Origin of the sequence: Aeromonas allosaccharophila (genome assembly GCF_000819685.1) — a bacterium.
Lineage (GTDB): Bacteria > Pseudomonadota > Gammaproteobacteria > Enterobacterales > Aeromonadaceae > Aeromonas > Aeromonas allosaccharophila.
The window spans coordinates 188,860-213,823 of the sequence record NZ_CDBR01000005.1 but is presented as its reverse complement, the minus strand read 5'-3'; the positions used below and the strand labels follow the sequence as shown (position 1 = coordinate 213,823).

Here is a 24,964-nt window from a genome sequence, read left to right as displayed (position 1 = left end):
GCTCCCAACCGGGGCGGCAGCTTTATATACGCGGTATGAAGGCCCTTCCCTACCCCATACATGCCCGATAACGCACCGGCTTTCCCTTGTGAATCAGCAAACTGCCCATATGTTGCATCACCTTGACATGGTTTGCGCCCCGCGCTGCGGCTGCCCGGTTTCTATCCCGACCCCGTGCTCTGGTATAATCGACCACCTCTTTTCCCCGTTATGGAGCCTGTTCATGCCCAATCATGCAGAAAGTCCCCTTGAGGTTCGTCTCGACAAGTGGCTGTGGGCGGCCCGTTTCTACAAGACCCGCTCCGTGGCGCGGGATCAGATAGACGGGGGCAAGGTGCACTACAATGGTCAGCGCAGCAAACCGGGCAAACAGGTGGAAGTGGGTGCACTGATCCGCTTCTGGCAGGGGCAGGACGAACGCGAAGTGCGGGTGCTGGCCTTGAGCGAGCAGCGCAAATCGGCCCCGCTGGCCCAGCAGCTCTATGAAGAGACCGCCGAGAGCCTGAAGAAACGGGCCGAGAACAGCGAGGCACGCCGCTTCAACAGCCAGTTTGCTCCCAGCCCCGAGCGCCGCCCCGACAAGCAGGAGCGACGCCAGTTGCTCAGGGTCAAACAGTACTGACCGACCCCGATTTGATACCGGGCTGGCAGCAACCCCAGCCCGCCCGATTTACCTCACCGAAAAGCCAGGAATACATGATGAGCAACCAAGATCTGCTGTATCGCTATCTGTTTGAAGAGTACGAAGTGCGTGGCGAGCTGGTCCAGCTGGATCACACCTACCGCCACGTGGTGGAAGCCCAGAACTACCCGGTGCAGGTGCAAAAACTGCTGGGCGAGCTGCTGGTCGCCACCAGCCTGCTGACCGCCACCCTCAAGTTTGAAGGCTCCATCACTGTACAGCTGCAGGGCGATGGCCCGGTGCGTCTGGCCGTGATCAACGGTGACAACAACCAGCAACTGCGCGGCGTGGCCCGCTATGAAGGCGAGCTGCCGAGCGATGGCAAGCTGCAGAGCCTGATCGGCAATGGCCAGCTGATCATCACCATCACCCCGGAACAGGGCGAGCGCTATCAGGGCATCATCGCGCTGGACGCCGACACCCTGGCAGGCTGCCTGGAGCACTACTTCGCCCGCTCCGAACAGCTGGCGACCAAGTTGTGGATCCGCACCGGCTACCACGAAGGTGCGCCGCGCGCCGCCGGCATCATGCTGCAGGAGCTGCCCGCCCAGAGCGAGGATCACAGCAACGATTTCGATCACCTGACCCAGCTCACCAGCACCATCAAGGATGAAGAGCTGTTCGGGCTGGAAGCGGAAGAGATCCTCTACCGTCTCTACCATCAGGACAAGGTACGGGTGTTCGATCCGCAGGCGGTCGAGTTCCGTTGCACCTGCTCCCGCGAGCGCTGCGAAGGGGCCCTGTTGCAGATAGAAAAGGAAGAAGTCATGGAGATGGTGCAGGAGCTCGGCAAGATCGACATGCACTGTGATTATTGCGGCGCCCAGTACCAATTTAATGGGATCGATGTCGAAACCCTGTTCAGCAGGGCTCCCAGCAATGATGCAAACCAGTTACACTAATTAAAGGCGGGCAAAACCCGCCTTTAACTTTAATAACAAAAAAATACCCTATTTTATAAAGTTTGATGGCGATCGCTAAACTCTACCACCTAAGTGATAGGATGACCGTCAGATAGAACCCTACCAACCTCTGAACCCAGGAGAATACAATGACAATCGTGGCAGAACCCACCCTGGCCCAACAATTAGGACTGGACCAGTACGGCATCACAAACAGCCAAGAAATCGTTCGCAACCCCTCTTACGACCAGCTTTTCGCGGAAGAGACACGTTCTGACCTGGAAGGGTTCGAGCGCGGTGTGGTGACCGAGCTGGGCGCCGTCAACGTCAACACCGGGATCTTCACCGGTCGCTCCCCTAAAGATAAATATATCGTCAAAGATGCCACTACCCAGAATACTGTATGGTGGTCTGACCAGGGTAAAAACGATAACAAAGCCATTAGCCCGGAAGTGTGGTCACATCTGAAAGCGCTGGTCACCAAACAGCTCTCCGGCAAGCGCCTGTTTGTGGTCGACGGCTTCTGCGGTGCCAACCCGGATACCCGTCTGGCCGTGCGCGTCATCACCGAGGTGGCCTGGCAGGCTCACTTCGTGAAGAACATGTTCATCCGCCCGAGCGATGAAGAGCTGAAAACCTTCAAGCCTGACTTCGTGGTGATGAACGGTGCCAAGTGCACCAACCCGAACTGGAAGGAGCAGGGTCTCAACTCCGAGAACTTTGTTGCCTTCAACCTGACCGAGAAGATCCAGCTCATCGGCGGCACCTGGTACGGTGGCGAGATGAAGAAGGGCATGTTCTCGATGATGAACTACTTCCTGCCCCTGCGCGGCATTGCCTCCATGCACTGCTCCGCCAACGTGGGTCAGGACGGCGACGTCGCCATCTTCTTCGGCCTCTCCGGCACCGGCAAGACCACCCTCTCCACCGATCCCAAGCGTCAGCTGATCGGCGATGACGAGCACGGCTGGGACGACGACGGCGTATTCAACTTCGAAGGTGGCTGCTACGCCAAGACCATCAAGCTCTCCGAAGAGGCAGAGCCGGACATCTACCACGCCATCCGTCGCGATGCGCTGCTGGAGAACGTAACCGTTGCTGCCGATGGCACCATCGACTTCGATGATGGCTCCAAGACCGAGAACACCCGCGTCTCCTACCCCATCTATCACATCGAAAACATCGTCAAGCCGGTCTCCAAGGCAGGTCACGCCAACAAGGTGATCTTCCTGACTGCCGACGCCTTCGGCGTGCTGCCCCCGGTCTCCAAACTGACCAAAGAGCAGACCAAGTACCACTTCCTCTCTGGCTTCACCGCCAAACTGGCCGGTACCGAGCGCGGCATCACCGAGCCGACGCCGACCTTCTCCTCCTGCTTTGGCGCAGCCTTCCTCTCCCTGCACCCGACCAAGTACGGTCAGGAGCTGGTGAAACGGATGGAAGCGGCAGGTGCAGAGGCCTATCTGGTCAACACCGGCTGGAACGGCACCGGCAAGCGCATCTCCATCAAGGATACCCGCGCCATCATCGACGCCATCCTGGATGGCTCCATCGAGAAGGCCGAGACCAAGGTGCTGCCAATCTTCAATCTGGAGATCCCGACAGCGCTGCACGATGTGAACCCGGCGATCCTCGACCCGCGCGACACTTACGCCGACAAGGCCGAGTGGGATGCCAAGGCCGTCGATCTGGCAGGCCGCTTCATCAAGAACTTCGAGCGCTTCACCGATAACGACGAAGGCAAACGTCTGGTTGCGGCAGGCCCGCAGCTGTAATAGCCCCGCTTCGTACCAATGACATCATGCCGGTCAGCCACGCTGACCGGCATTTTTGTTTTTATGGAGCCCCGAACGCCGCCAGCCACGCGGCGGCGAGCCCCTAAACCTTGCCTTGCCACTCCTGACGGGGTAGATTCAGCCAAACTTTATACAATATACAATTTTGTAACGCCCAATCGTGACCCGACCATGACCCCACCCTACAAGACCCGAACCCAGATGGTGATGGAAAACCTCCGTGGCCGGATCCTCCGTGGGGAGTTCCCCGCCGGCGCCCCCTTGCGTCAGGATGCCATCGCCAAAGAGCTGGCGGTGAGCCGCATTCCGGTGCGCGAAGCCCTGATGCAACTGGAGGCACAGGGGCTGGTCAAGTTCGAAGCCCATCGCGGCGCCGTGGTCACCATGCTGGACGCCTCGGCCATCGAAGAGCTCTTTTATTTGCGAGCACTGCTGGAAGCCGATACCCTGTTTCACGCCGTCGACAAGATGACGGAAGCCACCTTCGCGCAAGCGGAGGCGATCCTCGCCCAGTTTGATCACGCCCTGGAGTCAGGCACCCAGATCGAGCATTGGGCCGAGTTGAACCACAGCTTTCACGCCACCCTCTATCAGGCAGCCGGTCGCCCCCAGGCACTGGATCTCATCGCCCAGATCAATCTGAGCTGTGACCGCTATGTCCGCTTCGAGCTGCTGTTTGCCAGCGACGGCGTAGACAAGGCGGAGCGTGAACACGCCCAATTGCTGGAACTGTGCCGCGCCCGGCGCAAGCACGAGGCGGTGGTGCTGCTCAAGCAGCATATCGAAGCGGCGGGCCAGTCGATCAAGCGGATCCTGGCCAGCGGCCATAAAAACTGAACACTCATATAGCAACCATCTGGCACTAACGACATGAATAATTTCGAGATAATTGAAACCCGCGTCGCCCAAGTCAGGGCCGAGCTGGCCATGCAGGAGTTGGACGCATTTATCGTCCCCCACGATGATGAGCACCTCGGTGAGTACATCCCCGCCTATGCCGAGCGGCTTGACTGGATCACCGGTTTCAACGGCTCTGCCGGGGTCGCCATCATCATGACCCAGCGAGCAGCCCTCTTTGTCGATGGTCGCTATACGGTGCAGGCGCGGATGCAAACCCCCGCCGAGCTGTTCGAATTCCTCCACCTCAATGAAGATCCCCACGTCCAGTGGCTGGCCGAGCAGCTGCCGTCAGGCTCCCGGGTTGGTTTCGATGCCCGCCTGCACAGCCTGACCTGGTACAAGCATGCCAAAGCCGTGCTGGCCGATCGCGGTATCGAGCTGATCCGCGTCGAGCAGAACCCCATCGACCTGAACTGGAGCGATCGCCCGGAGCCGACCAAGAGTCCGGTCATCCTCTACAGCGAGGAGCTGGCGGGCCAGTCCAGCCAGTCCAAACGTGAACAGCTGGCGGCCGACCTGCGCAAGCGCGGGCTGGATGCGGTGCTGCTGACCCAGGCAGAGCCCATCAACTGGCTGCTCAACCTGCGTGGCCGCGACATCGACCGGCTGCCGGTAGTGCTGGGCTTTGCTGTGCTCTACGCCAACACCAGCATGGATTTCTTCGTCGATACCGACAAAATTGACTGCTTCGCCTTCACCCAACACGTTGGCCAAGACGTCTCCGTCTACCCCATCGACAAGCTAGGCGACGTGCTGCAGCGCATCGGTGAAGATCAGCAGAAGGTGCTGGCCGATCCGGACAGCGCCAACGCCTGGACCCAGCTCATCATGGAAGAGGCGGGCGCCATTCTGGTGGCAGGGCAAGACCCGACCATGCTGCCAAAAGCGTGCAAGAACGAGATCGAGCTGACCGGCATGCGCGCCGCTCACCTGCGCGATGGTGTCGCCATGACCCGCTTCCTCGCCTGGCTGGATCGGCTGATCGCCTCCGGCGAGTTCGAGGGGATAGATGAAGGCACCCTGGCCGATCAGGTGGAGGCGTTCCGCCGCGAGCAGGAGCACTACGTCGAGCCGAGCTTCGATACCATCTCCGCGCTCGGCCCCAACGCCGCCATGTGCCACTACCACCACACCAATGGCACTCCCCGTGCATTCGGCCAGGACAGCCTCTATCTGCTGGACTCCGGCGCGCAATACATGGATGGCACCACCGACATCACCCGCACCATCAAGGTGGGTGAGGTGAGCGACGAGCAGAAAGCGATGTTTACCCGGGTACTGCAGGGCCATATCGCGCTGGATCAGGCCCGCTTCCCCCGTGGCACCGCCGGTATCCAGCTCGACGTGCTGGCCCGCATGCCGCTGTGGCAAGCCGGTTACAACTACGACCACGGCACCGGCCACGGCGTCGGCCACTTCCTGAGTGTCCACGAAGGGCCCCAGCGCATCGCGCCGAAAGGGAGCATGGTCGCCCTGCAACCGGGCATGGTGCTCTCCAACGAGCCGGGCTACTACCGCGAAGATGGTTTTGGCATCCGCTGTGAGAACCTGGTGGTGGTAACCGAGCTGGAGCAGGTTGGCGAACTGCCGATGCTGGGCTTCGAGCGGCTGACCTACGTGCCGTTCGATACCCGCCTGATCGACCGCAGCCTGCTGAGCCCGGCCGAATTCCGCTGGATCAACGAATACCACGTCGAGGTGTTCCGCCGCCTGAGCCCGCTGCTCGAGGGCGAAGATCTCGCCTGGCTGGAGCAGGCAACCAGCCTCATCTGATGACACAGGGCCTGCGGGCCCTGTTTTTTTATCGCCCCTTTTGACCTGTATCAACACCCCGAACGAGCAGGTCAGGAGAATGGCGGCCATGAAAAGTCATCATGCCAGCCCAGCCCGGGGCTCACACGCCGCAGCCAGCAAAAAGGCGAGTGACCACCCCAGACTCATGCGCGAGCAGCAGACGGTCAGCGCCATGATCCGCCTCTACTGCCAGCACCATCATCAGGATCCCCACTGCCGCCACTGTCGCCAGTTGCGGGATTTCGCCCATCAGCGCCTTCGTCGCTGCCGTTACAACCATGGCAACAAACCCACCTGCGCCAACTGCACGATCCACTGCTACGCCCCGGCGATGCGCAAAGAGATCCAGCTGGTGATGAAGTGGAGCGGCCCGCGCATGTTGCTGCGCCACCCCTGGCTCACCCTCCGTCACCTGCTCGATGGCTTTCGCAAAGCCCCCAAACAGCCCCAGAGCCGGCCCCTGCCACCATAACCGCCAATCCCTTGCATCCGGCAGGGGATGACCACTACCCTATGACTCCTTTTCTGCCGTTGACCCAACCGTCAGCGGCGTCGTTGATCCGCTTGCTGCCGATGGAGTCCTGATGCACCACAACCCGCCCCTGCTACGCACCGCCACCCACCATGACATGCACGCCATCTGGCAGATCGATGCCAAGGTGTTTGGCGACGATGTCTATCCCGCCTTCTTCTTCCGTCAGGCGATGGATTTGTGGCCCGAGCTGCTGCTGGTGGCCGAATACGAGGGGCTGCTGGTGGGTTATGTGCTGGGTGGCGTTGGTCAGGAGCGGTCGCAAGGCTGGGTGCTCTCGCTGGCGGTACTGCCCGAGGCACGCGGTTTCGGCCTCGCGGAGCGGATGATGCGCCAGATGGAGGCCAACCAGCAGGCGCTGCAGATCAGCGAACTGCGGCTCACGGTCGATCCGGCCAATCCGGCCCAGCGCCTCTACTACCGGCTCGGTTACACATTGCAGGCGGAAGTAGCCGACTATTTCGGCCCCGGAGAAGACCGTCTGCTGCTGGTCAAAACTCTCTCCGGTACAGCTGCGATTCAAGGACAAAACCGGTTACAGAACGCATAATTGGTTACATTTTGCCGATTTCATGTGTGACGGGGTTGGAGTAGAGTTCACTCATCAACCGGATTGTTCAAATTACGTGCAGCCCAGGAGGCCCACCATGTTGAAGCGTATGACCCTTATTGCCCTGCTGGCAGCGACCACCATCACCGGATGCGCCAACAGTGACGTTTACTCCGGCGATGTCTACACCAAAGACCGCGCCAAACAAGTGCAGACTGTCAGCTACGGCACCATCATCTCCACCCGCCCGGTGAAGATCCAAGCCGATGAGAACTCACTGGTGGGCACCATTGGCGGCGCCGTGGTCGGCGGCCTGCTCGGTAGCACCATTGGTGGTGGCCGGGGCAGCGATATCGCCGCCGCCGGTGGTGCCATCGCCGGTGCAGCGGCAGGCAACGCCATCGGCAACAAGATGAATCAGGTCGACGGCGTCGAGCTGGAGATCAAGAAAGAGAGCGGCGAAGCCATCGTGGTGGTACAGAAAGCCAGCCCCACCTTCGTACCGGGCGCGCGGGTGCGCATGACCCAGGGCAATGGCAGCATCAACGTGGCCGTCGTGAACTAAGCGTGTGAACCAAGCGCACCACTGCGCTCGAGTCATAAAAAAACCGCCGGAACCGGCGGTTTTTTGTTGTCTGACGTGCGGGATTACATGCTGTAAGCCTTCTCGCCGTGGGAAGTGACATCCAGCCCTTCCCGCTCGGCATCGCCGTTCACCCGCAGCCCCACCAGCATGTCGACCGCCTTGAAGGCAATCGCCGCCACGGCACCGGACCAGAGGATGGTGACACCGACCCCGATGGCCTGGATCTTCACCTGAGTCAGGATGGAGTAACCCTCGGCCACCTGATTGGTGACATAGTCCCACACCCCGGTGCCGCCCAGATCCGGGCTGGCAAAGACGCCGGTCAGCAGGGCGCCGAGAATGCCGCACACCCCGTGCACGCCAAACACGTCCAGACTGTCATCGGCCCCCAGCAGGCGCTTGAGACCGTGAACGCCCCACAAACCCGCCACGCCACTGATCAGGCCCATAATCAGACCACCGCCCACTCCGACGAAACCGGCTGCCGGGGTGATCACCACCAGACCGGACACCGCGCCGGATGCCGCGCCCAGCAGGGAGGGACGCCCTTTCATCACCCACTCGGCCAAGGTCCATGACAGAGCTGCCGCAGCCGGAGCCACCCAGGTGTTGATAAAGGCGAGTGCGGCGATACCGTTGGCTTCCAGTGCGGAGCCCGCGTTGAAACCGAACCAGCCAAACCAGAGCAGGGAGGCGCCGATCATGGTCATGGTCAGGCTGTGCGGGGTCATGGGATCACGACCGTAGCCCAGACGCTTGCCCACCAGATAGGCACCCACCAGACCCGCCACGGCGGCGTTGATGTGCACCACGGTGCCGCCGGCGAAGTCCAGCGCACCATGCTGGAACAGATAACCGGCAGTGGCGGTCGCGGTTGCGGCAGCCTCGGCGCTGGTATAGGCATCCGGACCCGCCCAGTACCACACCATGTGAGCCAGCGGGATGTAGGCGAAGGTGAACCAGATCACCGAGAAGAGCAGCACGGCGGCGAACTTGATGCGCTCGGCAAACGCCCCCACGATAAGGCCGCAGGTGATGGCGGCAAAGGCCCCCTGGAACACCACATAGATCAGCTCGCTGATCCCGACACCCTTGCTGAAGGTGGCAGCGATGGAGTCAGGCGTCACCCCCTTGAGCAGCACCTTGCTGAAGGAGCCGTAGAAATTGCCCCCCTCGGTAAAGGCCAGCGAATAGCCGTAGATCACCCAGAGCACGCAGATGAGGCAGAACAGGGTAAAGACCTGCATCAGCACACTCAGCATGTTTTTGGCCCGCACCAGACCACCGTAGAAGAGGGCCAGACCGGGGATCGACATCAGGATCACCAGCGCCGCCGAGAGCAGCATCCAGGTGTTGTCACCCTTGTTGATTGTCACGGCGGCAACCGGTGCCACCGCAGCCTGAACCTGAGCGACCTCTTCGGCCCAACTTGGGGTAACCAGCAAGGCAGGCAACATCGTCAGACCCGCCATCATCCATTTTTTGACCATAGAGCACTCTCCTTCCCTGTCGTACCGGTACGAGACCGGCTCCGTTTCCCTGATTGAATCTGTGGCGAATCGCAAGGTGTTGCTGCAACCCGCCAGAATCACACCCGTGCCCAGCACGGGGATGTCTCTTGCTACCTCCTCATCACTGCGTCTGCCGCCGATGACCGCAAGAGACCGTCTGACAGATAAAAAGCATAAAGCGGGCCATAAATTTAAATCCTTTAAAATCATAAATTTAACTATCTACGAAACCCCGCTTGCACCAACATGGCGCGCTGACTGCGCCAACCCGCCCAGGGCCGCCCTGTCACAGGGCAGGCGATAACGTGCGCACCATAAGTGCGCAAACCCGGAGCCAGCCCACAAGCTGACATCATCGATATCGCCTGCTGCGGGCCCGCTCGTTTACACTGACAGACCAGCCGCTTCCTGTTATCCGACTACGGCATACCATTACGCAGCCCCTTGTTTGCAAGGTGATGGCAGGCCCAATCCGAGGAACACCATGCAGTTCGATCGTCTCGACATCAGACTCTCCCACTACCGCCATCTCGACCGGGAGCATCGTGCCCACATCACGCTGCTGGGGGGATTGATGCTGACCATCATGGTCCTTCATCTTTTGCTGCTGCCCCATTTCCCGTTCGCTCGCCTTCATGTCATCAGCTTTGGCTTCGAGGGGATCAACTGGCTGACCATGCTGTTCCTGTTCTGGGTGGTGCAGTGTGCCCCTCTGCCCACCAGAACCTATCGCCTGCTCTGCTACGGCCTGATGTTGTGGATCATGGGGGCCACCGCCGACATCATGGACGAGTTGGTCGCCCAACCACTCTGGATCGCCATCTATGCCGAGGATCTGCTGCGATCCAGCGGCATCCTGCTCAGCAGCATCGGCATCCTGAGCACCATGCACCACCTCTTTCACGTCAACGCCCAGCTCAGACAACAGGCGCTGTTTGACGATCTGACAAAGCTGCCAAACCGGCGCTACTTTCATCAGCAGCTGTTTCTGGAGCAGGGCGAGTGCCAGGGGCTCATTCTGCTGGATCTCGATCACTTCAAGGTGATCAATGACAACTACGGTCACGATATCGGGGATCGGGTGTTGCTGCAGTTTGGCGAGCTGTTGCAGCAGCACTGCCCGCCCGAGGCGCTGGCAGCCCGCATCGGCGGAGAGGAGTTTGCCCTGCTGCTGCCCGCAGCAAACGAAGCCCGCTTACAGCAACTGGCCAACACCCTGCTGACGGCGACCCGCGCCATCGCCCCTGACCCGGCCCATCCCCTGACAGTCAGCCTGGGGGTGGGGATCCGCGAGCCCAAGGAGTCGGCAGTCTCGCTGTTCAAGCGGGTGGATCAGGCGCTCTATGGCGCCAAGGAGGCGGGCAGAAATTGCGCCGTGTGGGCAACCCCGGTCAGTCACGAGACGTAAGCATCTGCCAACGTAATGATGAGCACAGCAGCAAACATCCAGACAAAAGGGGCCAGACGGCCCCTTTCTTCAGCATGAAATTGTGGCAGCTTAAAAGCGGAAGGTGAGACCGATATTGGCCTGCCACTGGGTCACCAGCTCGCCCCGCACCTTGAACACGCACTGCTCCGGGTTGCAGAGAAACTGGCTGCTGTCGTTGACCAGCGAGCCATAGCCGCGCACCTCGGCACGCAGCGCCAGATGCTCGGCGAGGCGCGGTTGCACCCCGAGCGCCAGCGACATGGAGGGGGTCACCTCGCTGTCATAGGCGGCGAAACGGGTCACCCCGATCCCGGCGCCGATATAAGGTGCCATCAGGTTGTCAGAGAGGGTCAGCGCACCGGCAAAGTGCAGGGTATCGACCGTCAGGCGATCCGGCTGGTCGGGAGAGAGGGTGGTGGACTGGTGGCTGTAGAGCAGCTCTATCATGCCGGGATCATCCACCTCCTTACTGATAAAGAAGCCCCAACTGCCGGAGCTCTGCCCCTGCAGTGAATCGAGCGAGGCAGAAAGCGGCACCGGCTGCACCTCATCGCTCTTCTCGAAGTCGATGGACGAGCTGTAGCCGAAAAACGGCGTCACCTGCCAACCGGATGTGGCCGCGCCCTCGGCACTCCAGACCTGCCCGAATGGCAGCAGCAGCCCCATTATCACGATCCCTGCTCTCTTCATCATCGATCCCTGAACTGAATGTGATTGTTCAAAGAGCATACCAGAGTCATCCTGCTCCAATCCTAAATGGCGACTGTACCGGTTCGATTTCATGGCGGTGATCACACTCACCGATGGCGCTGCAGGCCAGCACCACTGCCGCCGCTATGTGCTACCCGCCACCATTCATCGACGGTTAACCTCTGCCACGTATGCTGGCGCCAAATCGGGTCATAGGGGCCCGTTATCACCACTCAGAAGGACATCAGGGAATGGTTGCCGCGCAACTCAACGACCCCAAAACCACCCTCGCGGATACCCTGCGGGCCACCGCGCATGCCATCGACGAGAGCCATATCAGCCTGCGCCAGATGCTCGCGCTGGTGGGTGAGCAGGGCATGCTGCTGTTTTGCGTGCTGCTCACCGTCCCCTTTCTGCTGCCGGTCTCCATTCCCGGCGTCAGCACCCCGTTTGGCCTGCTGATCCTCTTTATCGGCATCGGCATCACCCTCAACCGGGTGCCCTGGCTGCCCGCCATGCTGATGGAGCGCCGCTTCGCCGCCGATCAGCTCAAGCCCACCCTGCACAAGGGAGCGGATCTGCTGGCCCGGGTAGATCGCGTGATCCGCCCGCGTCTGCTGTTGCTGACCGGCAGCAGCACGGTCAACCGCTGCAATGGCCTGCTGATCATGCTGGCCGCACTGCTGCTGATGCTGCCCCTGGGCGCCATCCCGTTCACCAATGCCATGCCCGCTTGGGCCATCCTGCTGCTTGCCACCGGCATGTTGCAGCGGGACGGTCTGTTCGTCGCCAGCGGCTATCTGCTGGTGAGCGCGACCCTGGTCTGGTTCAGCGCGCTGGCCATCGGCTTGCTGATGGCGGGCCAGAGCGCCACCGGCCTGCTAGGCTAAACCCGATGCACAGAAAAAGGGCGACCAGATGGTCGCCCTTTTTGATTTGTGCGGGATACCGCCCGGTCAAAGCAGATCGTAGATAAGGGCCGAGATGGCAAGCAGCCCCATCACCAACACAAAAAGGGTACTCGGCCCGCGATAACGCTTGAGTGCGGGCAAGCGATAGATGGAGCAGGCCGGCAGCAGAAACAGGATCACCGCGATCAGCGGGCCACTGACACGCTCGATGATGTCGAGCACATTGGGGTTCAGATAGGTGATGACGGCAGTCACCATAAACAGGATCACCGACGACACCCGGGCGATGGTCGACTCCCTGAGGGAGAGCCCCAGCCCCTGACAGGCACCGCTCACCATGCTCACCGTCCCCTCGCTCACCCCCATGGAGGTGCCGAGGAAGGATTTGGACATGGCCAGAATGGCGATGAGCGGCCCCACATAGGCGATCAGCGGGTTGGAGAACTTGTTCGCCAGCGCCGACAGCACGGAGATATTGTCGGTACGGGCCAGCGCCATCTCGGCCTGACTCAGGCTCATCACGCAACTCACCACGAAAAAGAGCACACTGCCGCAAATCAGCAGGCTGCTGCACTTGATGATCCGCTTGGCGCGCCGATCGGCACTCTCCTGACAGCGCTTCTTCTGCGCCGCGCTGAAGGAGGAAATAATGGGCGCATGGCTGAAGGAGAACACCATCACCGGTACGATCAGCCAGAGGGATTTCCAGAATGCCGGATCACGCCAGTCCACCGCCTGACTCTCGGAAAAATAGGAGAGGCTCCACTGGGGCAGTAGATAGATAGAGAGGCCAATCAGAAAGGCGACCATCGGCAGTGCCAGCACGCTGATGGCCGATACTACGATCTGTTTGCCAGCCAGCAGGATCAGATGCAGACCCAGCATCACCCCCAGCACCAGCAGGCCACGCGGCAGCTCGGCGTTCCCCAGCTGGTGGACCACAAAGCTCTGGATCGCATTGGTGATGGAGATGCTGTAGACCAGAATGATGGGGTAGAAGGCCATCAGATAGACCAGCATCAGCAGCTTGCCCGCCTTGGCACCGAAGTGCTCCTCCACCACATGGGTGATATCCCCTTCCCGATGGGAGCTGGAGAGCACAAAGCGGCTCAATGCCCGGTGAGAATAATAAGAGAGCGGAAAAGCCAGCAATAATATAAACAGCAAAATAACCGGGGAATTACTACCAACAGTAATAGGGAGAAATAACGTACCGGCACCAACAGCAGTGGCATATAAGCCCATGGTCCATACCGAATCGCTTTTCTCCCATTTAAATTTTGAAACAGGGTTACTCTTTTCAGCAATAGAAACACTCATTGCAATATATACCTTATTAGTCTGTCATCATTATTTTTATTGGCCCGAATAACAGGCTGGAGATATGTCATTGCATATCGCCCTGTACATGAAAAAACAACGCCGCCAGCGGCCAACAGGGCCACCGGAGGAAGACGGAGCTGCCACGCTACCATCGTTGAAATCGCTATCCGGGTCAAGGTTAATAATTCATGACTGTTTGAATCGGAATGTTTCAAAAGACAACAGGATGTATCACATTCGTCACCCAAAACCAGATTCACGCCTGTTTGATAACATACCGATAAAACCTCATGCTGTTGCCCAACAACACAAATAAGACCAGCGATCAGGCCGATAATATTAACACCTTAAGCTGTGGAATATGAGTTAAATAATTCGACCAACTTTTCTACTAATTGACAGTGATGTCAGCCAATTTATTCAGGGTAAAAGCGCAGGCTATTTCCGACAGCGACCGGGGCGGCACTTTCAACCTGCCGGGCAGTGCGCCACCCGGTTGCGGCCTGCCCGCTTGGCCCGATAGAGCCACTCGTCGGCCCGGGCCAGCGCCTGATTGATCTCCTCCTCCGGCTGCACCAGGGTTGTGCCCAGACTGACCGTGATGGCGACCGGATCGGCAGGCAGCGCTTCGACGGCGGCGCGGATCTGCTCCGCCATCTGCTGCAAACCGGCTTCATCGATCCGCGGCAGCAGGATCAGAAACTCCTCGCCGCCGCTGCGCACAAAGAGATCGTCCGCCCGCAACAGGGCATCGATACAACTACTGAAGCGCTGCAAGGCCCGATCTCCCTGCTGATGGCCGTAACGATCGTTGAGCTGCTTGAAGTGATCGATGTCGAGCATGATAAGGCCACAGGGCGCATCCCCTGCCCGCAACGACTGACAGTGCTCGAAGAAAAAACGGCGGTTGTAGAGGCCGGTCAGCTGATCGGTTTCACTCTGGCGCAGCAGTCGCTGCTGCAACTCGAACTGGCGGGTGATATTGCGGGTCACCCAGGCCACCGCCCGCTTGCCGTCATAGAGGGAGGGCAACGGCGCAATCTTGCCCTCGAAACGCTGCACCCCTTGCGGCCCGACGGCGGCATTGATCCCCCCCACCTCGGCTGCGGATAGCTCATACTCCACCACCCGTACCTGACCGCTTGCCAGCGACTCGGCCACCTGCGCCTTGACCCACATGGCCATCTCGGGCGGCAGCACATCGGCCAGCTGCTTGCCCGCCAGCGGATTGCCATCGTGATAGGATTGCTGCTCCATGCCGCCGATATATTCCACGTAATAGCCATCCTCACTGAGGATAAAGATGGGATCTGGCAGTTGGGCCATCACTTCATAAAGCTGGGTTACCGAAAGCGCCACGGAGACTCCTGTACTTCAGCGTCAAACAGGGGGGAGATATTCTGCCTCAAGAGGAATCACACGCCCTCATCGTCAGCGCAGAAAAATCTGCGGCCACAGCCAACAATCCTTTACATCTAGCAGCCTGCCAGCCTCTCGGCCACCACAGGTGGCAAGCACGTTGCTACTCCCGCCACTGCGCTCGCTCACGGCGGCGAAAGCTCCCTCACCCGGTCACGCATATCCCATTGTTTCAACTCACAAGTTCATTTACGCTGGCCGTCCTGAGTCCAGTTTTCACCTCATCAGCCATCAGGAACGCCAGCCACCCGCAACCGCAGGGGCTGTACCACGGAAAAGGAATCGCCAGATGAAAAACGCCATCGTTACCGCCCGCTTCGACGCCATCAGCACCGAAGGGGAACAGCTCACCCTCAAGATCGCCATCAAGGCCCCCGAGCCGGATCCCAAGTCCGCCAGCGGTGACTGGCGCTGCAAGGTGAAGCTGGCGGGGCTGAGCGACAAGACCTTTATCTACGGCATCGACAGCCTGCAGGCCCTGAGCCTCGCCATCAAGTTTGTCGAAACCGAACTGCGCGCTTTCTCCGATGCGGGCTGGCAATTCTATCTGCCCAATTGCCCAGATCACCCCATCGACATGAGCGCCTGCTACTTCCCGGCGCTCTAGCCCGGCCAACCCAAGGAGCCCGGATGCACGGACCCGATCCCGCCAATCCCCACCCCATGAACGGCTTCCCCCAGGTGTGCTTTATCAAGAACACCATCAAGGGGCCCAATATCGAGGTGGGTGACTACACCTATTACGACGACCCGGAGGATTCGGCGGGCTTCGAGCGCAACGTCCTCTACCACTTCCCCTTCATCGGCGACAAGCTCATCATTGGCAAGTTCTGCGCCATCGCCCGCGGGGTGAAGTTCATCATGAACGGCGCCAACCACCAGACCTCCGGCTTCTCCACCTACCCCTTCTTTATCTTCGGCAACGGCTGGGAGAGCGCCGCCCCCGCCCCGGGCAGCCTCCCCTACAAGGGCGATACCGTCATCGGCAACGATGTCTGGATTGGCTATGACGCCCTGATCATGCCGGGGGTAAAAGTCAGCAACGGCGCCATTATCGCCGCCCGCTCCGTAGTCACCGGTGACGTGCCCGCCTACGCCGTGGTCGGCGGCAACCCCGCCAAGGTGATCCGCTACCGCTTCGACGACGACACCATCGCCCGCCTCAACGCCATCGCCTGGTGGGACTGGCCGGTGGAGCAGAGCAGCCGCAACCTGCCGCTGATAAGCGGCGGCGAGATAGCCGCGCTGGAAGCGGCAACCCGCTAGAGGCAACCTGCAAACCCAGCAAGATCGTAGAAACAACAAAGGGCGCCTTGTCGGCGCCCTTTGGCTTGATGGATATTGCTGAAGCCTGCTGGCTTGGGCTGGCTATCAACCGGTGTTGCGCATACCTGCGGCAATACCGGCGATGGTGACCATCAGCGCCTTATCCAGCTCGGGGTGCAGGGTCTCCGGGTGGTTGCGGGAGCGGTTGAGCAGCTCGGCCTGCAGCACGTTGAGCGGGTCTGTATAGGGGTTGCGCAGCTTGATGGACTCCTTGATCCAGGGCTGATCCTCTAGCAGATCCTCGCGCGGGCTCAGCTTCAGCACCACCTCGATGGATTCGGCGAGCTCCTGACGCAGCTGCTTGCCAAGGCCCCACAGCTCCTGCGGCACCAGACGAGTGTCGTAGTATTCGGCGAGCCAGACGTCCGCTTTGAGGAACACCATCTCCAGCATCTCTAGGCGAGTGCGGAAGAAGGGCCACTGGGCGCTCATCTCTTCCAGCACCGCCAGCTTGCCGCCGTCGATAGCCTGTTGCAGCGCCTTGTGGGCACCGAGCCAGGCCGGCAGCATCAGGCGGTTCTGGGTCCAGGCGAAGATCCACGGAATGGCACGCAGGCTCTCGACGCCGCCGTTGGGCTTGCGCTTGGAGGGACGGGAGCCGAGCGGCAGCTTGCCAAGCTCCATCTCCGGGGTAGCGGCACGGAAGTAAGGGACAAAGTCAGGATGGCCGCGCACGATACTGCGGTAGTGATCGCAAGAGTCGGCGGCCAGCTGTTCCATCACCTCGCGCCAGCACTCCTTCGGCTTGGGCGGCGGCAGCAGGTTCCCTTCCAGCACGGCGCTGGTGTAGAGCTCCAGACTCTTGATGGCCACTTTCGGCAGACCGAACTTGAAGCGGATCATCTCCCCCTGTTCGGTGGTACGCAGACCGCCGCGCAGGGATCCCGGCGGCTGGGAGAGAATGGCCTGATGAGCAGGCGCACCGCCACGACCGACGGTACCGCCACGGCCATGGAACAGAGTGAGGCGGATATTGTTGGCTTCGGCCAACCCCACCAAGGATTCCATGGCGGCGTACTGGGCCCAGCCAGCGGCCATCATGCCCGCATCCTTGGCAGAATCGGAGTAACCGATCATCACGTACTGACGGCCCTGAATGTAACCGCGATACCAGTCCACCGAGAGCAGACGCTCCATCACGGCGGTGCCAGCCATCAGGTCATCCTGGGTCTCGAACAGCGGGGCGACCGGCATGCGGAACTTGCAGCCCGCCTCTTTGAGCAGCAGTTGCACCGACAGCACATCGGACGGCGCACCGGCCATGGAGATGATGTAGATACCGAACGCATCGGGGTCGTGCTGGGCGATGACCTGACAGGTATCCAGCGTCTCGCGTACCTCGGCACTCGGCTCCCAGTCGTGGGGAATGAGCGGACGGCGCGAGTTCAGTTCATTGAGCAGGAAGGCCTGCTTGTCATCTTCGCTCCACTCGGCGTAGTCACCCAGGCCCAGATAGCGGGTCAGCTCGGAGAAGACCAGCCCATGGCGCTCGCCATCCTGACGGATATCCAGCTTGACCAGATGGATGCCGAAACAGGCGACCTTGCGCAGCACGTCCAGCAGCATGCCGTCGGCGATGTTGCCCATGCCGCAGGCGTGCAATGAGTGGTAGCAGAGCTCCAGCGGCTCGCGCAGCTGGGCGGTGGTGGTGATCAGGTCGCGACTCTCGCTCACCTGCCCTTGCACCTTGGCGGTGAGGTGCTCTTTGGTTTCGCGCAGCGCTTCACGCAGCTCGCGCACCAGCGCGCGGTAGGGCTCGGGGTGATCGCCAACGCGGGCGCGTACGGCGTCGGTACAGTCGGACATGGAAAGCTCGGAGGTGAGCTCCTTGATGTCTTTGTAGAACAGGCTCACCGCCATCCAGCGGCCCAGCTCCAGCACTTCGGCAGTCACCTTGGCGGTGACGAAGGGGTTGCCGTCGCGGTCACCGCCCATCCAGGAGGTGAACTTGACCGGCGCGGCATCCAGCGGCAGCCGCACACCCAGATGGTGTTGCAGACGCTCGTCCAGATTGCGCATGAATTCGGGAATGGCTGGCCACAGGCTGTTCTCCACCACAGCGAAGCCCCACTTGGCCTCGTCAACCGGAGTCGGGCGCTGTTCGCGGATCTCGTTGGTGTGCCACGCCTGATTGATCAGCTGTTCGATGCGATTGAGGATCTTGTCCCGCTCGCGGGGCAGCAGGTCGGAGAGCTCCAGCGCCTCGAGGCAGTCGTTGAGCTGCACATGCTTGTGGATCAGGGTGCGACGGGTCACCTCGGTGGGGTGAGCGGTCAGCACCAGATCGATATCCAGCTCGCGCACGGCCTGAATGATGGCCTCTTGCGACAGGTTGGAGGCTTTTAGCTTGTCGAACATCTGCTCCAGCGGATCCGGGGTGCAGACCTGCTCTTCGCAGCGACGGGAGATGGTGTGGAACTGTTCCGCCACGTTGGCCAGATTGAGGAACTGGCTGAAGGCGCGCGCCACCGGCAGCAGCTCGCTATCACTCAGGGTGCGCAGGGTATCGAGCAGACGTTCCCGGTCTGATTCATTGCCCTTGCGGGAGGACTTGGCCAATTGGCGAATGGTTTCGATCTTGTCGAGAAAGGCCTGACCCTGATGATCCTTGATGGATTTACCCAGCAGCTGACCCAGCATGCCTACGTTGGCGCGTAGTGCGGCGTACTTTTCGTTCATTCCACATCCTTATCTTGTTGGTGCCTGACACCCATCCGGGGTGCAAGACGACCTCACTTATTGTTGTGCGATTACAACATATGCTCCGTCATCTTAGGGTGACAATCTACCCAGATTGTCTGCGCAAGGTCAAATAACAGGCCGATTCAGAACATGTATTTCCATCACCACTCCACAACCGGCTTGTTATGTAACTTACTTACAGTTTTACGCCCCTTTCATCGCCGCCGCTACAGGCAAAAACGTCTGATCAGGTGCTGCAACACTGTGGTGGTCGGCTTGACGAACGAGAGGTCGAGATACTCGTCAGGCTGATGCGCCTGGGTGATATGGCCGGGGCCCATCACTATGGTCTGGCAGCCAAGCTGCTGGATAAAGGGTGCCTCGGTGCAGTAGTTGACCGACTCGGCGGCGCGACCGCTCGCCTTCTCAGCTTCGCGCACCAGCACAGAGTCGTCCGCGCAGGCGTAGGCGGGAATGGGCTCGTGCAGATGTTGCAGATGCAGGCAGCCCGGCTGGTGGATTTCGATGGGTGACAACGCCTCTTTGAGCATCCCCATCAGCTCGTCCGGTCCCACCTGCGGAGTGGGCCGCAGGTCGATATGCAGCTCGCAGCAGCCGCAGATGCGGTTCGGGCTGTCACCACCCTGAATGTAACCGAGGTTTAGGGTCGGCTGCGGCACGGCAAAGCGGTGGTCGGCGTAGCGCTCTTTCAGATCCTGCTGCAAGCGCAGCACCTGGCCCATCGCCTTGTGCATGATCTCCATGGCGTTGACGCCGTTGGCAGGATCCGAGCTGTGACCGCTCTTGCCGGTAATGCGGATCGCCTCCGACATATGCCCCTTGTGGGCCACCACCGGTACCAGTCCGGTCGGCTCGCCAATCACGGCGTAATCGGGTTTCAGCTCGGCCGCCGCGGCGATGGCGCGGGCCCCCGCCATGGTGGTCTCTTCGTCAGCAGTGGCCAGAATGCGCAGCGGCTTGCTGAGGGTGGTGAGGTCAATATCTTTCAGCGCCTCGACAATAAAGGCGAAGAAGCCCTTCATATCGATGGTACCGAGGCCATAGAGACGGTTGCCCTCTTCGGTCACCTTGAAGGGATCCTTGCTCCACCCCCCCTCATCGAACGGCACCGTATCGGTGTGGCCCGCCAGCAGCAGACCGCCCTCCCCCTGACCGATCGTCGCCACCAGATTGAACTTGCCCGGCAAGTCGGGGAGCGCTGTCACCTCGCACTGAAAACCGAGCTGACCGAACCAGTCGGCCAGCAGCCGGATCACCGCCTCATTGCTCTGATCCCACTTGGGATCCGTGCTGCTGATAGAGGGAATCGCAATAATATTCTTATAAAGTGAAAAAAAATCCAGATTGGCCATCAGCTCCTCCTTGCGTCCCCGGAATGTTTCTGTTAGAAAATACAAATGCAAAGTGAGTGCATGAATATTCTGTAATTTTACCTGAATATCTGGCTCATCAACAAAGGCTTCTAGTTGTAAGGGAAAGTTAATGTTCTGTCACCTGATCTATAACCGACGACACACACCCGCCTGAATTGCCCCTCCGCACTTGTGCAAAGGGGCGATCGAACACCCTTGTGCACTGCAGCTCCATGCTGTGAATCTCGAACTCTGACTTGGAATATTCAACATGCTTAACACCGTTATCGTCGGTGCCAGTGGCTACGCGGGAGCCGAACTGGCCGCACTGGTACAGAACCATCCACAACTCAAACTGTTCGGCCTCTATGTCTCCGCCGGTAGTCAGGATGCCCACAAGCGCTTCTCATCCCTGCATCCCCAGTGGGTCGGCGCCCTCGATCAGCCGCTGCTGCCGCTGGACGACGACGGCATGACCCGGATCCTGACCCAGGCCGATCTGGTACTGCTGGCCACCGCCCACGAGGTGAGCGCCGAGCTGGCCCCCAAGTTTCTCGCCAAGGGTCTACCGGTGTTCGATCTCTCCGGCGCCTTCCGGGTCAAGGATCAGGGCTTTTACGACAGCTTCTACAGCTTCACCCACGACAGCGAACAGTGGCTGGATCAGGCCGTCTATGGTCTGGCGGAGTGGAACGCCGAGGCCATCGCCACCGCCCAGCTGATCGCCGTGCCCGGTTGCTACCCGACTGCCTCCCTGTGCGCCCTCAAGCCGCTGCAGCAGGATGGCCTGATTGCCAAGGGGTGGCAGCCCATCATCAACGCCGTCTCCGGGGTTTCCGGCGCCGGTCGCAAGGCGGCCATCAACACCAGCTTCTGCGAAGTGAGCCTCAATCCCTACGGCACCTTCAATCACAGACACCAGCCGGAGATCAGCCACCACCTAGGCAAGGAGGTGCTGTTCCAGCCCCACCTTGGCAACTATGTGCGCGGCATTCTGGCCACCATCTATGTGCAACTGGCGGACGGCGTCACCCCCACCCAGGTGGATCAGGCCTTCCTCAAGGCTTACGAAGGCAAGCCGCTGGTGCGCCTCACCGGCCAGATGCCCTCCATCCGTGGCGTAGCGGGCACCCCTTACTGCGACATTGCCTGGCAACAGCAGGGCAACATGCTGGTGGTGGTCTCGGCCATCGACAACCTGCTCAAGGGCGCCGCCTCGCAAGCGATGCAGTGCATAAATATCAAATTTGGTTTTGAACCGGCCACCGGCCTGATTTAAGGAAGGAGTGAGAGATATGGACAAGCAAACTCTGGTAATCAAGCTGGGCGGCGCCCTTATCGAGAACGACGAGGCGCTGACCGCCCTGTTCGCCACCCTCAAAACCTTTCTCGACGATCAGCACCGTCCGCTGGTGCTGGTGCACGGCGGTGGCTGTCTGGTGGATGACCTGCTCAAGGGGCTGGGTCTCACCTCCACCAAGAAGAATGGCCTGCGGGTGACCCCGTTCGAGCAGATCCCCTTTATTGCCGGGGCGCTGGCAGGGACGGCCAACAAGCAGATGATGGCCAAGGCGATCGCCACCGGCATTCCGGCGGTGGGGCTCTGTCTGGCGGATGGCGGCCTCTGTCAGGTGACCCAGCTCGACCCGGATCTCGGCGCGGTCGGCGAGTGCAAGCCAGGCAACCCGGCGCTGGTGGCGGGGATCCTCGGTCAGGGCTTCCTGCCGGTGGTGAGCTCCATCGGCATCACCGCCGAGGGGCAGCTGATGAACGTCAATGCGGATCAGGCGGCCACCGCCATTGCCGAGGCGCTCGGTGCCGATCTGGTGATGCTCTCCGACGTGAGCGGCATCCTCGATGGCAAGGGCAAGCTGGTGCCCCAGCTCGACAAGCTGACCGCACTGGATCTGATGGAGAAAGGAGTGATCACGGACGGCATGGCGGTCAAGGTAGAAGCGGCTCTGCACGCCGCCGAGACCCTCGGCAAGCCGGTCTGTGTCGCCAGCTGGCGTTACCCGGATCAGCTGCTCAAGCTGCTGGCTGGCGGCGCGGTCGGCACTCTGGTCAAGATTGCCGATGGCAATCAGGTAGCCCTCTAATCCTCACCGGAACAAGGAACATCCGATGCAACATCTTCTGAAAGACAGTGATCTGAACAAAGCCCAGATTGAAGCGCTGATTGCGCTGGGCAAAGCGGTCAAGGCCGACCCGAAGAAGTACAGCCAGGCGCTGGCCGGCAAGAGCGTGGTCACCCTGTTCGAGAAGCCCTCCCTGCGTACCCGGGTCACCTTCGACATCGGTATCGCGAAACTGGGCGGCCACAGCGTCTATCTGGATCAGCAGAACGGCGCGCTCGGCAAGCGCGAATCGGTGAAAGATTTCGCCGCCAACTTGTCGCGCTGGTGTGATGCCATCGTCGCTCGGGTGTTCGATCACCAGACCCTGGTCGAGCTGGCAGAGCACGGCACAGTGCCGGTAGTGAACAGCCTGTGCAACCTCTACCACCCCTGTCAGGGGCTGGCCGACTTTATGACCATTGCCGAGCACTACGACGATCTGTCGAAGGTGAAGCTTGCCTACCTCGGTGATGGCAACAACGTCAGCCACTCTCTGCTGCTGCTGGGGGCGACTCTGGGCACCGACGTCACCCTGATCTGCCCGAAAGGCCACGGCCCGGATACCCAGATCTTCCTACAGGCGCAGGCTCTGGCGGCCAAGTCGGGGGCGACCATCCACATCAGTGATGACGTGGCGGATATCGAAGGGTTTGACGTGGCCTACACAGATACCTGGGTCTCCATGGGCGACAACACCCCGATGGAGCAGGTTACCGAGCTCTTTATGCCTTACCAGATCAACCAGGCCCTGCTCGACCGGACCGGCATCCAGCACGTGCTGCACTGCCAACCGGCCCACCGGGAGCTGGAGATCACCTCGCAGGTGATGGATGGCCCCGCCTCCCTCATCATGGACGAGGCCGAAAACCGGATGCATATCCAGAACGCCGTGTTGCTGACCCTGTTTGGGCATAAATAGTCAGGGCAACAAGTAACGCGGTACTCAACCTGAATCACGACCCTTTATTGAATCATCATCGAATCATCACGGAGAGAAGTAAAATGAGCGGAATCAACAAGATCGTACTGGCTTACTCGGGTGGACTGGATACCTCGGCCATCATTCCCTGGCTCAAAGAGCACTATGACGCCGAAATCATCGCCTTCGTGGCCGACGTAGGTCAGGAGCGTGACGATCTGGAAGGGATCGAGCAAAAAGCCATCGCCTCCGGCGCCACCAAGTGCATCATCAAGGATCTGCGCGAAGAGTTCGTCAAAGAGTACGTTTACCCGACCCTGAAGACCGGCGCCGTCTATGAGGGCACCTATCTGCTGGGCACCTCCATGGCCCGCCCGATCATCGCCAAGGCGATGGTCGAAGCGGCACTGGCGGAAGGGGCCGATGCCATCTCCCACGGCTGCACCGGCAAGGGTAACGATCAGGTGCGTTTCGAAGGTGCGGTCGCCGCACTGGCGCCCCAGCTGAAAGTGATCGCCCCGTGGCGGATCTGGGACATGCGCTCCCGGGAAGATCTGCTGGCCTATCTGGAGACCCGCGGCATCCCCTGCAAGGCGACCCTGAAGAAGATCTACAGCCGCGACGCCAACGCCTGGCACATCTCCACCGAGGGTGGCGAGCTGGAGAGCACCTGGAACGAGCCGTCCGAAGCGGTCTGGCAGTGGACCGTACCGGCCGAGCAGGCCCCTGATCAGCCGGAGTACGTCAAGCTGACCGTGGCCAAAGGCGAAGTGGTGGCCATTGATGACCAGCCGCTCAGCCCGCACCAGATCCTGATGACCCTGAACGAGCGTGCCGGCAAGCACGGCGTGGGCCGCATCGACATCACCGAAAACCGGATGGTGGGGATGAAGTCCCGCGGCTGCTACGAAACCCCGGGCGGTACCGTGATGGTCGCCGCGCTGCGCGCCGTGGAAGAGCTGGTACTGGATCGCCCGACCCGCGCCTGGCGGGAAAAGCTGGGTGCCGAGTTCTCCCATCTGGTCTATGACGGCCGCTGGTTCACCCCGCTGTGCAAGGCGATCCTCGCCTCTGCCAACGCCATCGCCGAAGATCTCGACGGTGAAGTGGTGCTGAAGATGTACAAGGGTCAGGTCACCGCAGTGCAGAAGAAGTCACCGAACAGCCTCTACTCCGAAGACTTCGCCACCTTCGGCGCCGACGAGGTGTACGACCAGAGCCATGCCGAAGGCTTTATCCGTCTCTACACCCTGGCCAGCCGGATCCGCGCCATGAAGGAGCAGCATCAGGCGATCGGCGGCGACCACACCCACGGTTAAGCAAGCGCGATAACCCGTTGATTCCGTTGAGGGGGCATGGCCCCCTCTTCTATAGGCCGAGGGCATGGCCCCTGACCCATCATCGGCGGGTGTGACAAGAGCGGCAGCGCCCGGGCCGCTTCTGTGAGATAACAGGGGCGGCTTGCAATGAGGGGTGTGCTTTGCCCCCTTCTCCCGCTTACGTGGAAAACAGGGGGAGAAGG

At 60.6% G+C, this 24,964-nt stretch carries 22 protein-coding genes; 16 read left to right on the top strand and 6 right to left on the bottom strand.

Annotated elements, in window-relative coordinates; all coding sequences use genetic code 11:
- Window positions 1-223 precede the first annotated feature (223 nt).
- From hslR to BN1115_RS01295, 8 genes are all read left to right on the top strand, one after another.
- Window positions 224-622, top strand: coding sequence for a ribosome-associated heat shock protein Hsp15 (hslR, locus tag BN1115_RS01330; RefSeq protein WP_042655729.1), 399 nt, complete (start codon window positions 224-226; stop codon window positions 620-622).
- 77 nt (window positions 623-699) lie between these two features.
- Window positions 700-1,584: an Hsp33 family molecular chaperone HslO gene (gene hslO, locus BN1115_RS01325; protein ID WP_042655728.1), complete on the top strand. Its 885-nt coding sequence runs from the start codon at window positions 700-702 to the stop codon at window positions 1,582-1,584.
- A 149-nt stretch (window positions 1,585-1,733) separates the two neighbouring features.
- On the top strand, window positions 1,734-3,359 hold the full coding sequence (gene pckA / locus BN1115_RS01320) for a phosphoenolpyruvate carboxykinase (ATP) (protein WP_042655727.1): 1,626 nt from the start codon (window positions 1,734-1,736) through the stop codon (window positions 3,357-3,359).
- A 192-nt stretch (window positions 3,360-3,551) separates the two neighbouring features.
- Window positions 3,552-4,217: a GntR family transcriptional regulator gene (locus BN1115_RS01315; protein ID WP_042062182.1), complete on the top strand. Its 666-nt coding sequence runs from the start codon at window positions 3,552-3,554 to the stop codon at window positions 4,215-4,217.
- A 33-nt stretch (window positions 4,218-4,250) separates the two neighbouring features.
- A complete protein-coding gene (locus tag BN1115_RS01310) occupies window positions 4,251-6,053 on the top strand; it encodes an aminopeptidase P family protein (RefSeq protein WP_042655726.1) in 1,803 nt (600 codons plus the stop codon).
- Between the two features lie 88 nt (window positions 6,054-6,141).
- On the top strand, window positions 6,142-6,546 hold the full coding sequence (locus BN1115_RS01305) for a nitrous oxide-stimulated promoter family protein (RefSeq protein WP_042655744.1): 405 nt from the start codon (window positions 6,142-6,144) through the stop codon (window positions 6,544-6,546).
- Window positions 6,547-6,658: 112 nt separating this feature from the next.
- A complete protein-coding gene (locus tag BN1115_RS01300; RefSeq protein WP_042655725.1) occupies window positions 6,659-7,156 on the top strand; it encodes a GNAT family N-acetyltransferase in 498 nt (165 codons plus the stop codon).
- A gap of 97 nt (window positions 7,157-7,253) precedes the next feature.
- Complete coding sequence (locus BN1115_RS01295; RefSeq protein WP_042655724.1) at window positions 7,254-7,721, top strand: outer membrane lipoprotein; 468 nt, start codon at window positions 7,254-7,256, stop codon at window positions 7,719-7,721.
- A gap of 83 nt (window positions 7,722-7,804) precedes the next feature.
- Here BN1115_RS01295 and amt read toward each other — a convergent pair whose 3' ends face one another.
- Window positions 7,805-9,232 carry an ammonium transporter gene (gene amt, locus BN1115_RS01290; protein ID WP_042655723.1) on the bottom strand — a complete coding sequence of 476 codons (1,428 nt, stop codon included), beginning with the start codon at window positions 9,230-9,232 and terminating at the stop codon, window positions 7,805-7,807.
- Window positions 9,233-9,737: 505 nt separating this feature from the next.
- On the opposite strand from amt, the gene BN1115_RS01285 reads away from it, so the two are divergent.
- Window positions 9,738-10,661 (top strand): GGDEF domain-containing protein, encoded by a 924-nt coding sequence (locus BN1115_RS01285; protein WP_042655722.1) that lies wholly within the window; start codon window positions 9,738-9,740, stop codon window positions 10,659-10,661.
- A 90-nt stretch (window positions 10,662-10,751) separates the two neighbouring features.
- Here BN1115_RS01285 and BN1115_RS01280 read toward each other — a convergent pair whose 3' ends face one another.
- Window positions 10,752-11,372, bottom strand: a complete 621-nt coding sequence (locus tag BN1115_RS01280) for an outer membrane beta-barrel protein (RefSeq protein ID WP_042655721.1) — start codon at window positions 11,370-11,372, stop codon at window positions 10,752-10,754.
- Window positions 11,373-11,623: 251 nt separating this feature from the next.
- Between BN1115_RS01280 and BN1115_RS01275 the strand changes: the two genes are divergently transcribed.
- Window positions 11,624-12,262: an exopolysaccharide biosynthesis protein gene (locus BN1115_RS01275; RefSeq protein WP_042655720.1), complete on the top strand. Its 639-nt coding sequence runs from the start codon at window positions 11,624-11,626 to the stop codon at window positions 12,260-12,262.
- Between the two features lie 66 nt (window positions 12,263-12,328).
- Here the strand turns inward: BN1115_RS01275 and BN1115_RS01270 are convergent, their stop codons facing one another.
- Both BN1115_RS01270 and BN1115_RS01265 read right to left on the bottom strand, forming a co-directional pair.
- Window positions 12,329-13,603: an amino acid permease gene (locus BN1115_RS01270; protein ID WP_042655719.1), complete on the bottom strand. Its 1,275-nt coding sequence runs from the start codon at window positions 13,601-13,603 to the stop codon at window positions 12,329-12,331.
- A gap of 471 nt (window positions 13,604-14,074) precedes the next feature.
- Window positions 14,075-14,965 (bottom strand): sensor domain-containing diguanylate cyclase, encoded by an 891-nt coding sequence (locus BN1115_RS01265; RefSeq protein ID WP_042655718.1) that lies wholly within the window; start codon window positions 14,963-14,965, stop codon window positions 14,075-14,077.
- Between the two features lie 349 nt (window positions 14,966-15,314).
- On the opposite strand from BN1115_RS01265, the gene BN1115_RS01260 reads away from it, so the two are divergent.
- Both BN1115_RS01260 and BN1115_RS01255 read left to right on the top strand, forming a co-directional pair.
- Entirely contained in the window at window positions 15,315-15,632 is a 318-nt protein-coding gene (locus tag BN1115_RS01260) for a DUF6968 family protein (RefSeq protein ID WP_005355042.1), read from the top strand.
- A gap of 23 nt (window positions 15,633-15,655) precedes the next feature.
- Entirely contained in the window at window positions 15,656-16,291 is a 636-nt protein-coding gene (locus BN1115_RS01255; RefSeq protein ID WP_042655717.1) for a Vat family streptogramin A O-acetyltransferase, read from the top strand.
- A gap of 105 nt (window positions 16,292-16,396) precedes the next feature.
- Here the strand turns inward: BN1115_RS01255 and ppc are convergent, their stop codons facing one another.
- Both ppc and argE read right to left on the bottom strand, forming a co-directional pair.
- Window positions 16,397-19,030 carry a phosphoenolpyruvate carboxylase gene (gene ppc / locus BN1115_RS01250; protein WP_042655716.1) on the bottom strand — a complete coding sequence of 878 codons (2,634 nt, stop codon included), beginning with the start codon at window positions 19,028-19,030 and terminating at the stop codon, window positions 16,397-16,399.
- A 230-nt stretch (window positions 19,031-19,260) separates the two neighbouring features.
- Entirely contained in the window at window positions 19,261-20,406 is a 1,146-nt protein-coding gene (gene argE / locus BN1115_RS01245; RefSeq protein WP_042655715.1) for an acetylornithine deacetylase, read from the bottom strand.
- 271 nt (window positions 20,407-20,677) lie between these two features.
- On the opposite strand from argE, the gene argC reads away from it, so the two are divergent.
- From argC to BN1115_RS01225, 4 genes are all read left to right on the top strand, one after another.
- A complete protein-coding gene (gene argC / locus BN1115_RS01240; protein WP_042655714.1) occupies window positions 20,678-21,685 on the top strand; it encodes an N-acetyl-gamma-glutamyl-phosphate reductase in 1,008 nt (335 codons plus the stop codon).
- A 16-nt stretch (window positions 21,686-21,701) separates the two neighbouring features.
- Window positions 21,702-22,505: an acetylglutamate kinase gene (gene argB, locus BN1115_RS01235; protein WP_042655713.1), complete on the top strand. Its 804-nt coding sequence runs from the start codon at window positions 21,702-21,704 to the stop codon at window positions 22,503-22,505.
- A gap of 25 nt (window positions 22,506-22,530) precedes the next feature.
- Window positions 22,531-23,442, top strand: a complete 912-nt coding sequence (locus tag BN1115_RS01230) for an ornithine carbamoyltransferase (protein WP_042655712.1) — start codon at window positions 22,531-22,533, stop codon at window positions 23,440-23,442.
- Between the two features lie 83 nt (window positions 23,443-23,525).
- The gene (locus BN1115_RS01225; protein WP_042655711.1) at window positions 23,526-24,761 is read left to right on the top strand and encodes an argininosuccinate synthase; all 1,236 of its coding nucleotides are present in this window, start codon (window positions 23,526-23,528) and stop codon (window positions 24,759-24,761) included.
- Window positions 24,762-24,964 lie beyond the last annotated feature (203 nt).

Bases quoted from the DNA above. Each gene is read 5' to 3' on its own strand.
- amt (WP_042655723.1), bottom strand. From the start codon at position 9,232: ATGGTCAAAAAATGGATGATGGCGGGTCTGACGATGTTGCCTGCCTTG.
- argC (WP_042655714.1), top strand. From the start codon at position 20,678: ATGCTTAACACCGTTATCGTCGGTGCCAGTGGCTACGCGGGAGCCGAA.
- hslO (WP_042655728.1), top strand. From the start codon at position 700: ATGAGCAACCAAGATCTGCTGTATCGCTATCTGTTTGAAGAGTACGAA.
- BN1115_RS01230 (WP_042655712.1), top strand. From the start codon at position 22,531: ATGCAACATCTTCTGAAAGACAGTGATCTGAACAAAGCCCAGATTGAA.
- BN1115_RS01225 (WP_042655711.1), top strand. From the start codon at position 23,526: ATGAGCGGAATCAACAAGATCGTACTGGCTTACTCGGGTGGACTGGAT.
- BN1115_RS01310 (WP_042655726.1), top strand. From the start codon at position 4,251: ATGAATAATTTCGAGATAATTGAAACCCGCGTCGCCCAAGTCAGGGCC.
- BN1115_RS01270 (WP_042655719.1), bottom strand. From the start codon at position 13,603: ATGAGTGTTTCTATTGCTGAAAAGAGTAACCCTGTTTCAAAATTTAAA.
- argB (WP_042655713.1), top strand. From the start codon at position 21,702: ATGGACAAGCAAACTCTGGTAATCAAGCTGGGCGGCGCCCTTATCGAG.
- ppc (WP_042655716.1), bottom strand. From the start codon at position 19,030: ATGAACGAAAAGTACGCCGCACTACGCGCCAACGTAGGCATGCTGGGT.
- pckA (WP_042655727.1), top strand. From the start codon at position 1,734: ATGACAATCGTGGCAGAACCCACCCTGGCCCAACAATTAGGACTGGAC.
- BN1115_RS01315 (WP_042062182.1), top strand. From the start codon at position 3,552: ATGACCCCACCCTACAAGACCCGAACCCAGATGGTGATGGAAAACCTC.
- BN1115_RS01275 (WP_042655720.1), top strand. From the start codon at position 11,624: ATGGTTGCCGCGCAACTCAACGACCCCAAAACCACCCTCGCGGATACC.
- argE (WP_042655715.1), bottom strand. From the start codon at position 20,406: ATGGCCAATCTGGATTTTTTTTCACTTTATAAGAATATTATTGCGATT.
- hslR (WP_042655729.1), top strand. From the start codon at position 224: ATGCCCAATCATGCAGAAAGTCCCCTTGAGGTTCGTCTCGACAAGTGG.
- BN1115_RS01305 (WP_042655744.1), top strand. From the start codon at position 6,142: ATGAAAAGTCATCATGCCAGCCCAGCCCGGGGCTCACACGCCGCAGCC.
- BN1115_RS01295 (WP_042655724.1), top strand. From the start codon at position 7,254: ATGTTGAAGCGTATGACCCTTATTGCCCTGCTGGCAGCGACCACCATC.
- BN1115_RS01285 (WP_042655722.1), top strand. From the start codon at position 9,738: ATGCAGTTCGATCGTCTCGACATCAGACTCTCCCACTACCGCCATCTC.
- BN1115_RS01280 (WP_042655721.1), bottom strand. From the start codon at position 11,372: ATGAAGAGAGCAGGGATCGTGATAATGGGGCTGCTGCTGCCATTCGGG.
- BN1115_RS01260 (WP_005355042.1), top strand. From the start codon at position 15,315: ATGAAAAACGCCATCGTTACCGCCCGCTTCGACGCCATCAGCACCGAA.
- BN1115_RS01255 (WP_042655717.1), top strand. From the start codon at position 15,656: ATGCACGGACCCGATCCCGCCAATCCCCACCCCATGAACGGCTTCCCC.
- BN1115_RS01300 (WP_042655725.1), top strand. From the start codon at position 6,659: ATGCACCACAACCCGCCCCTGCTACGCACCGCCACCCACCATGACATG.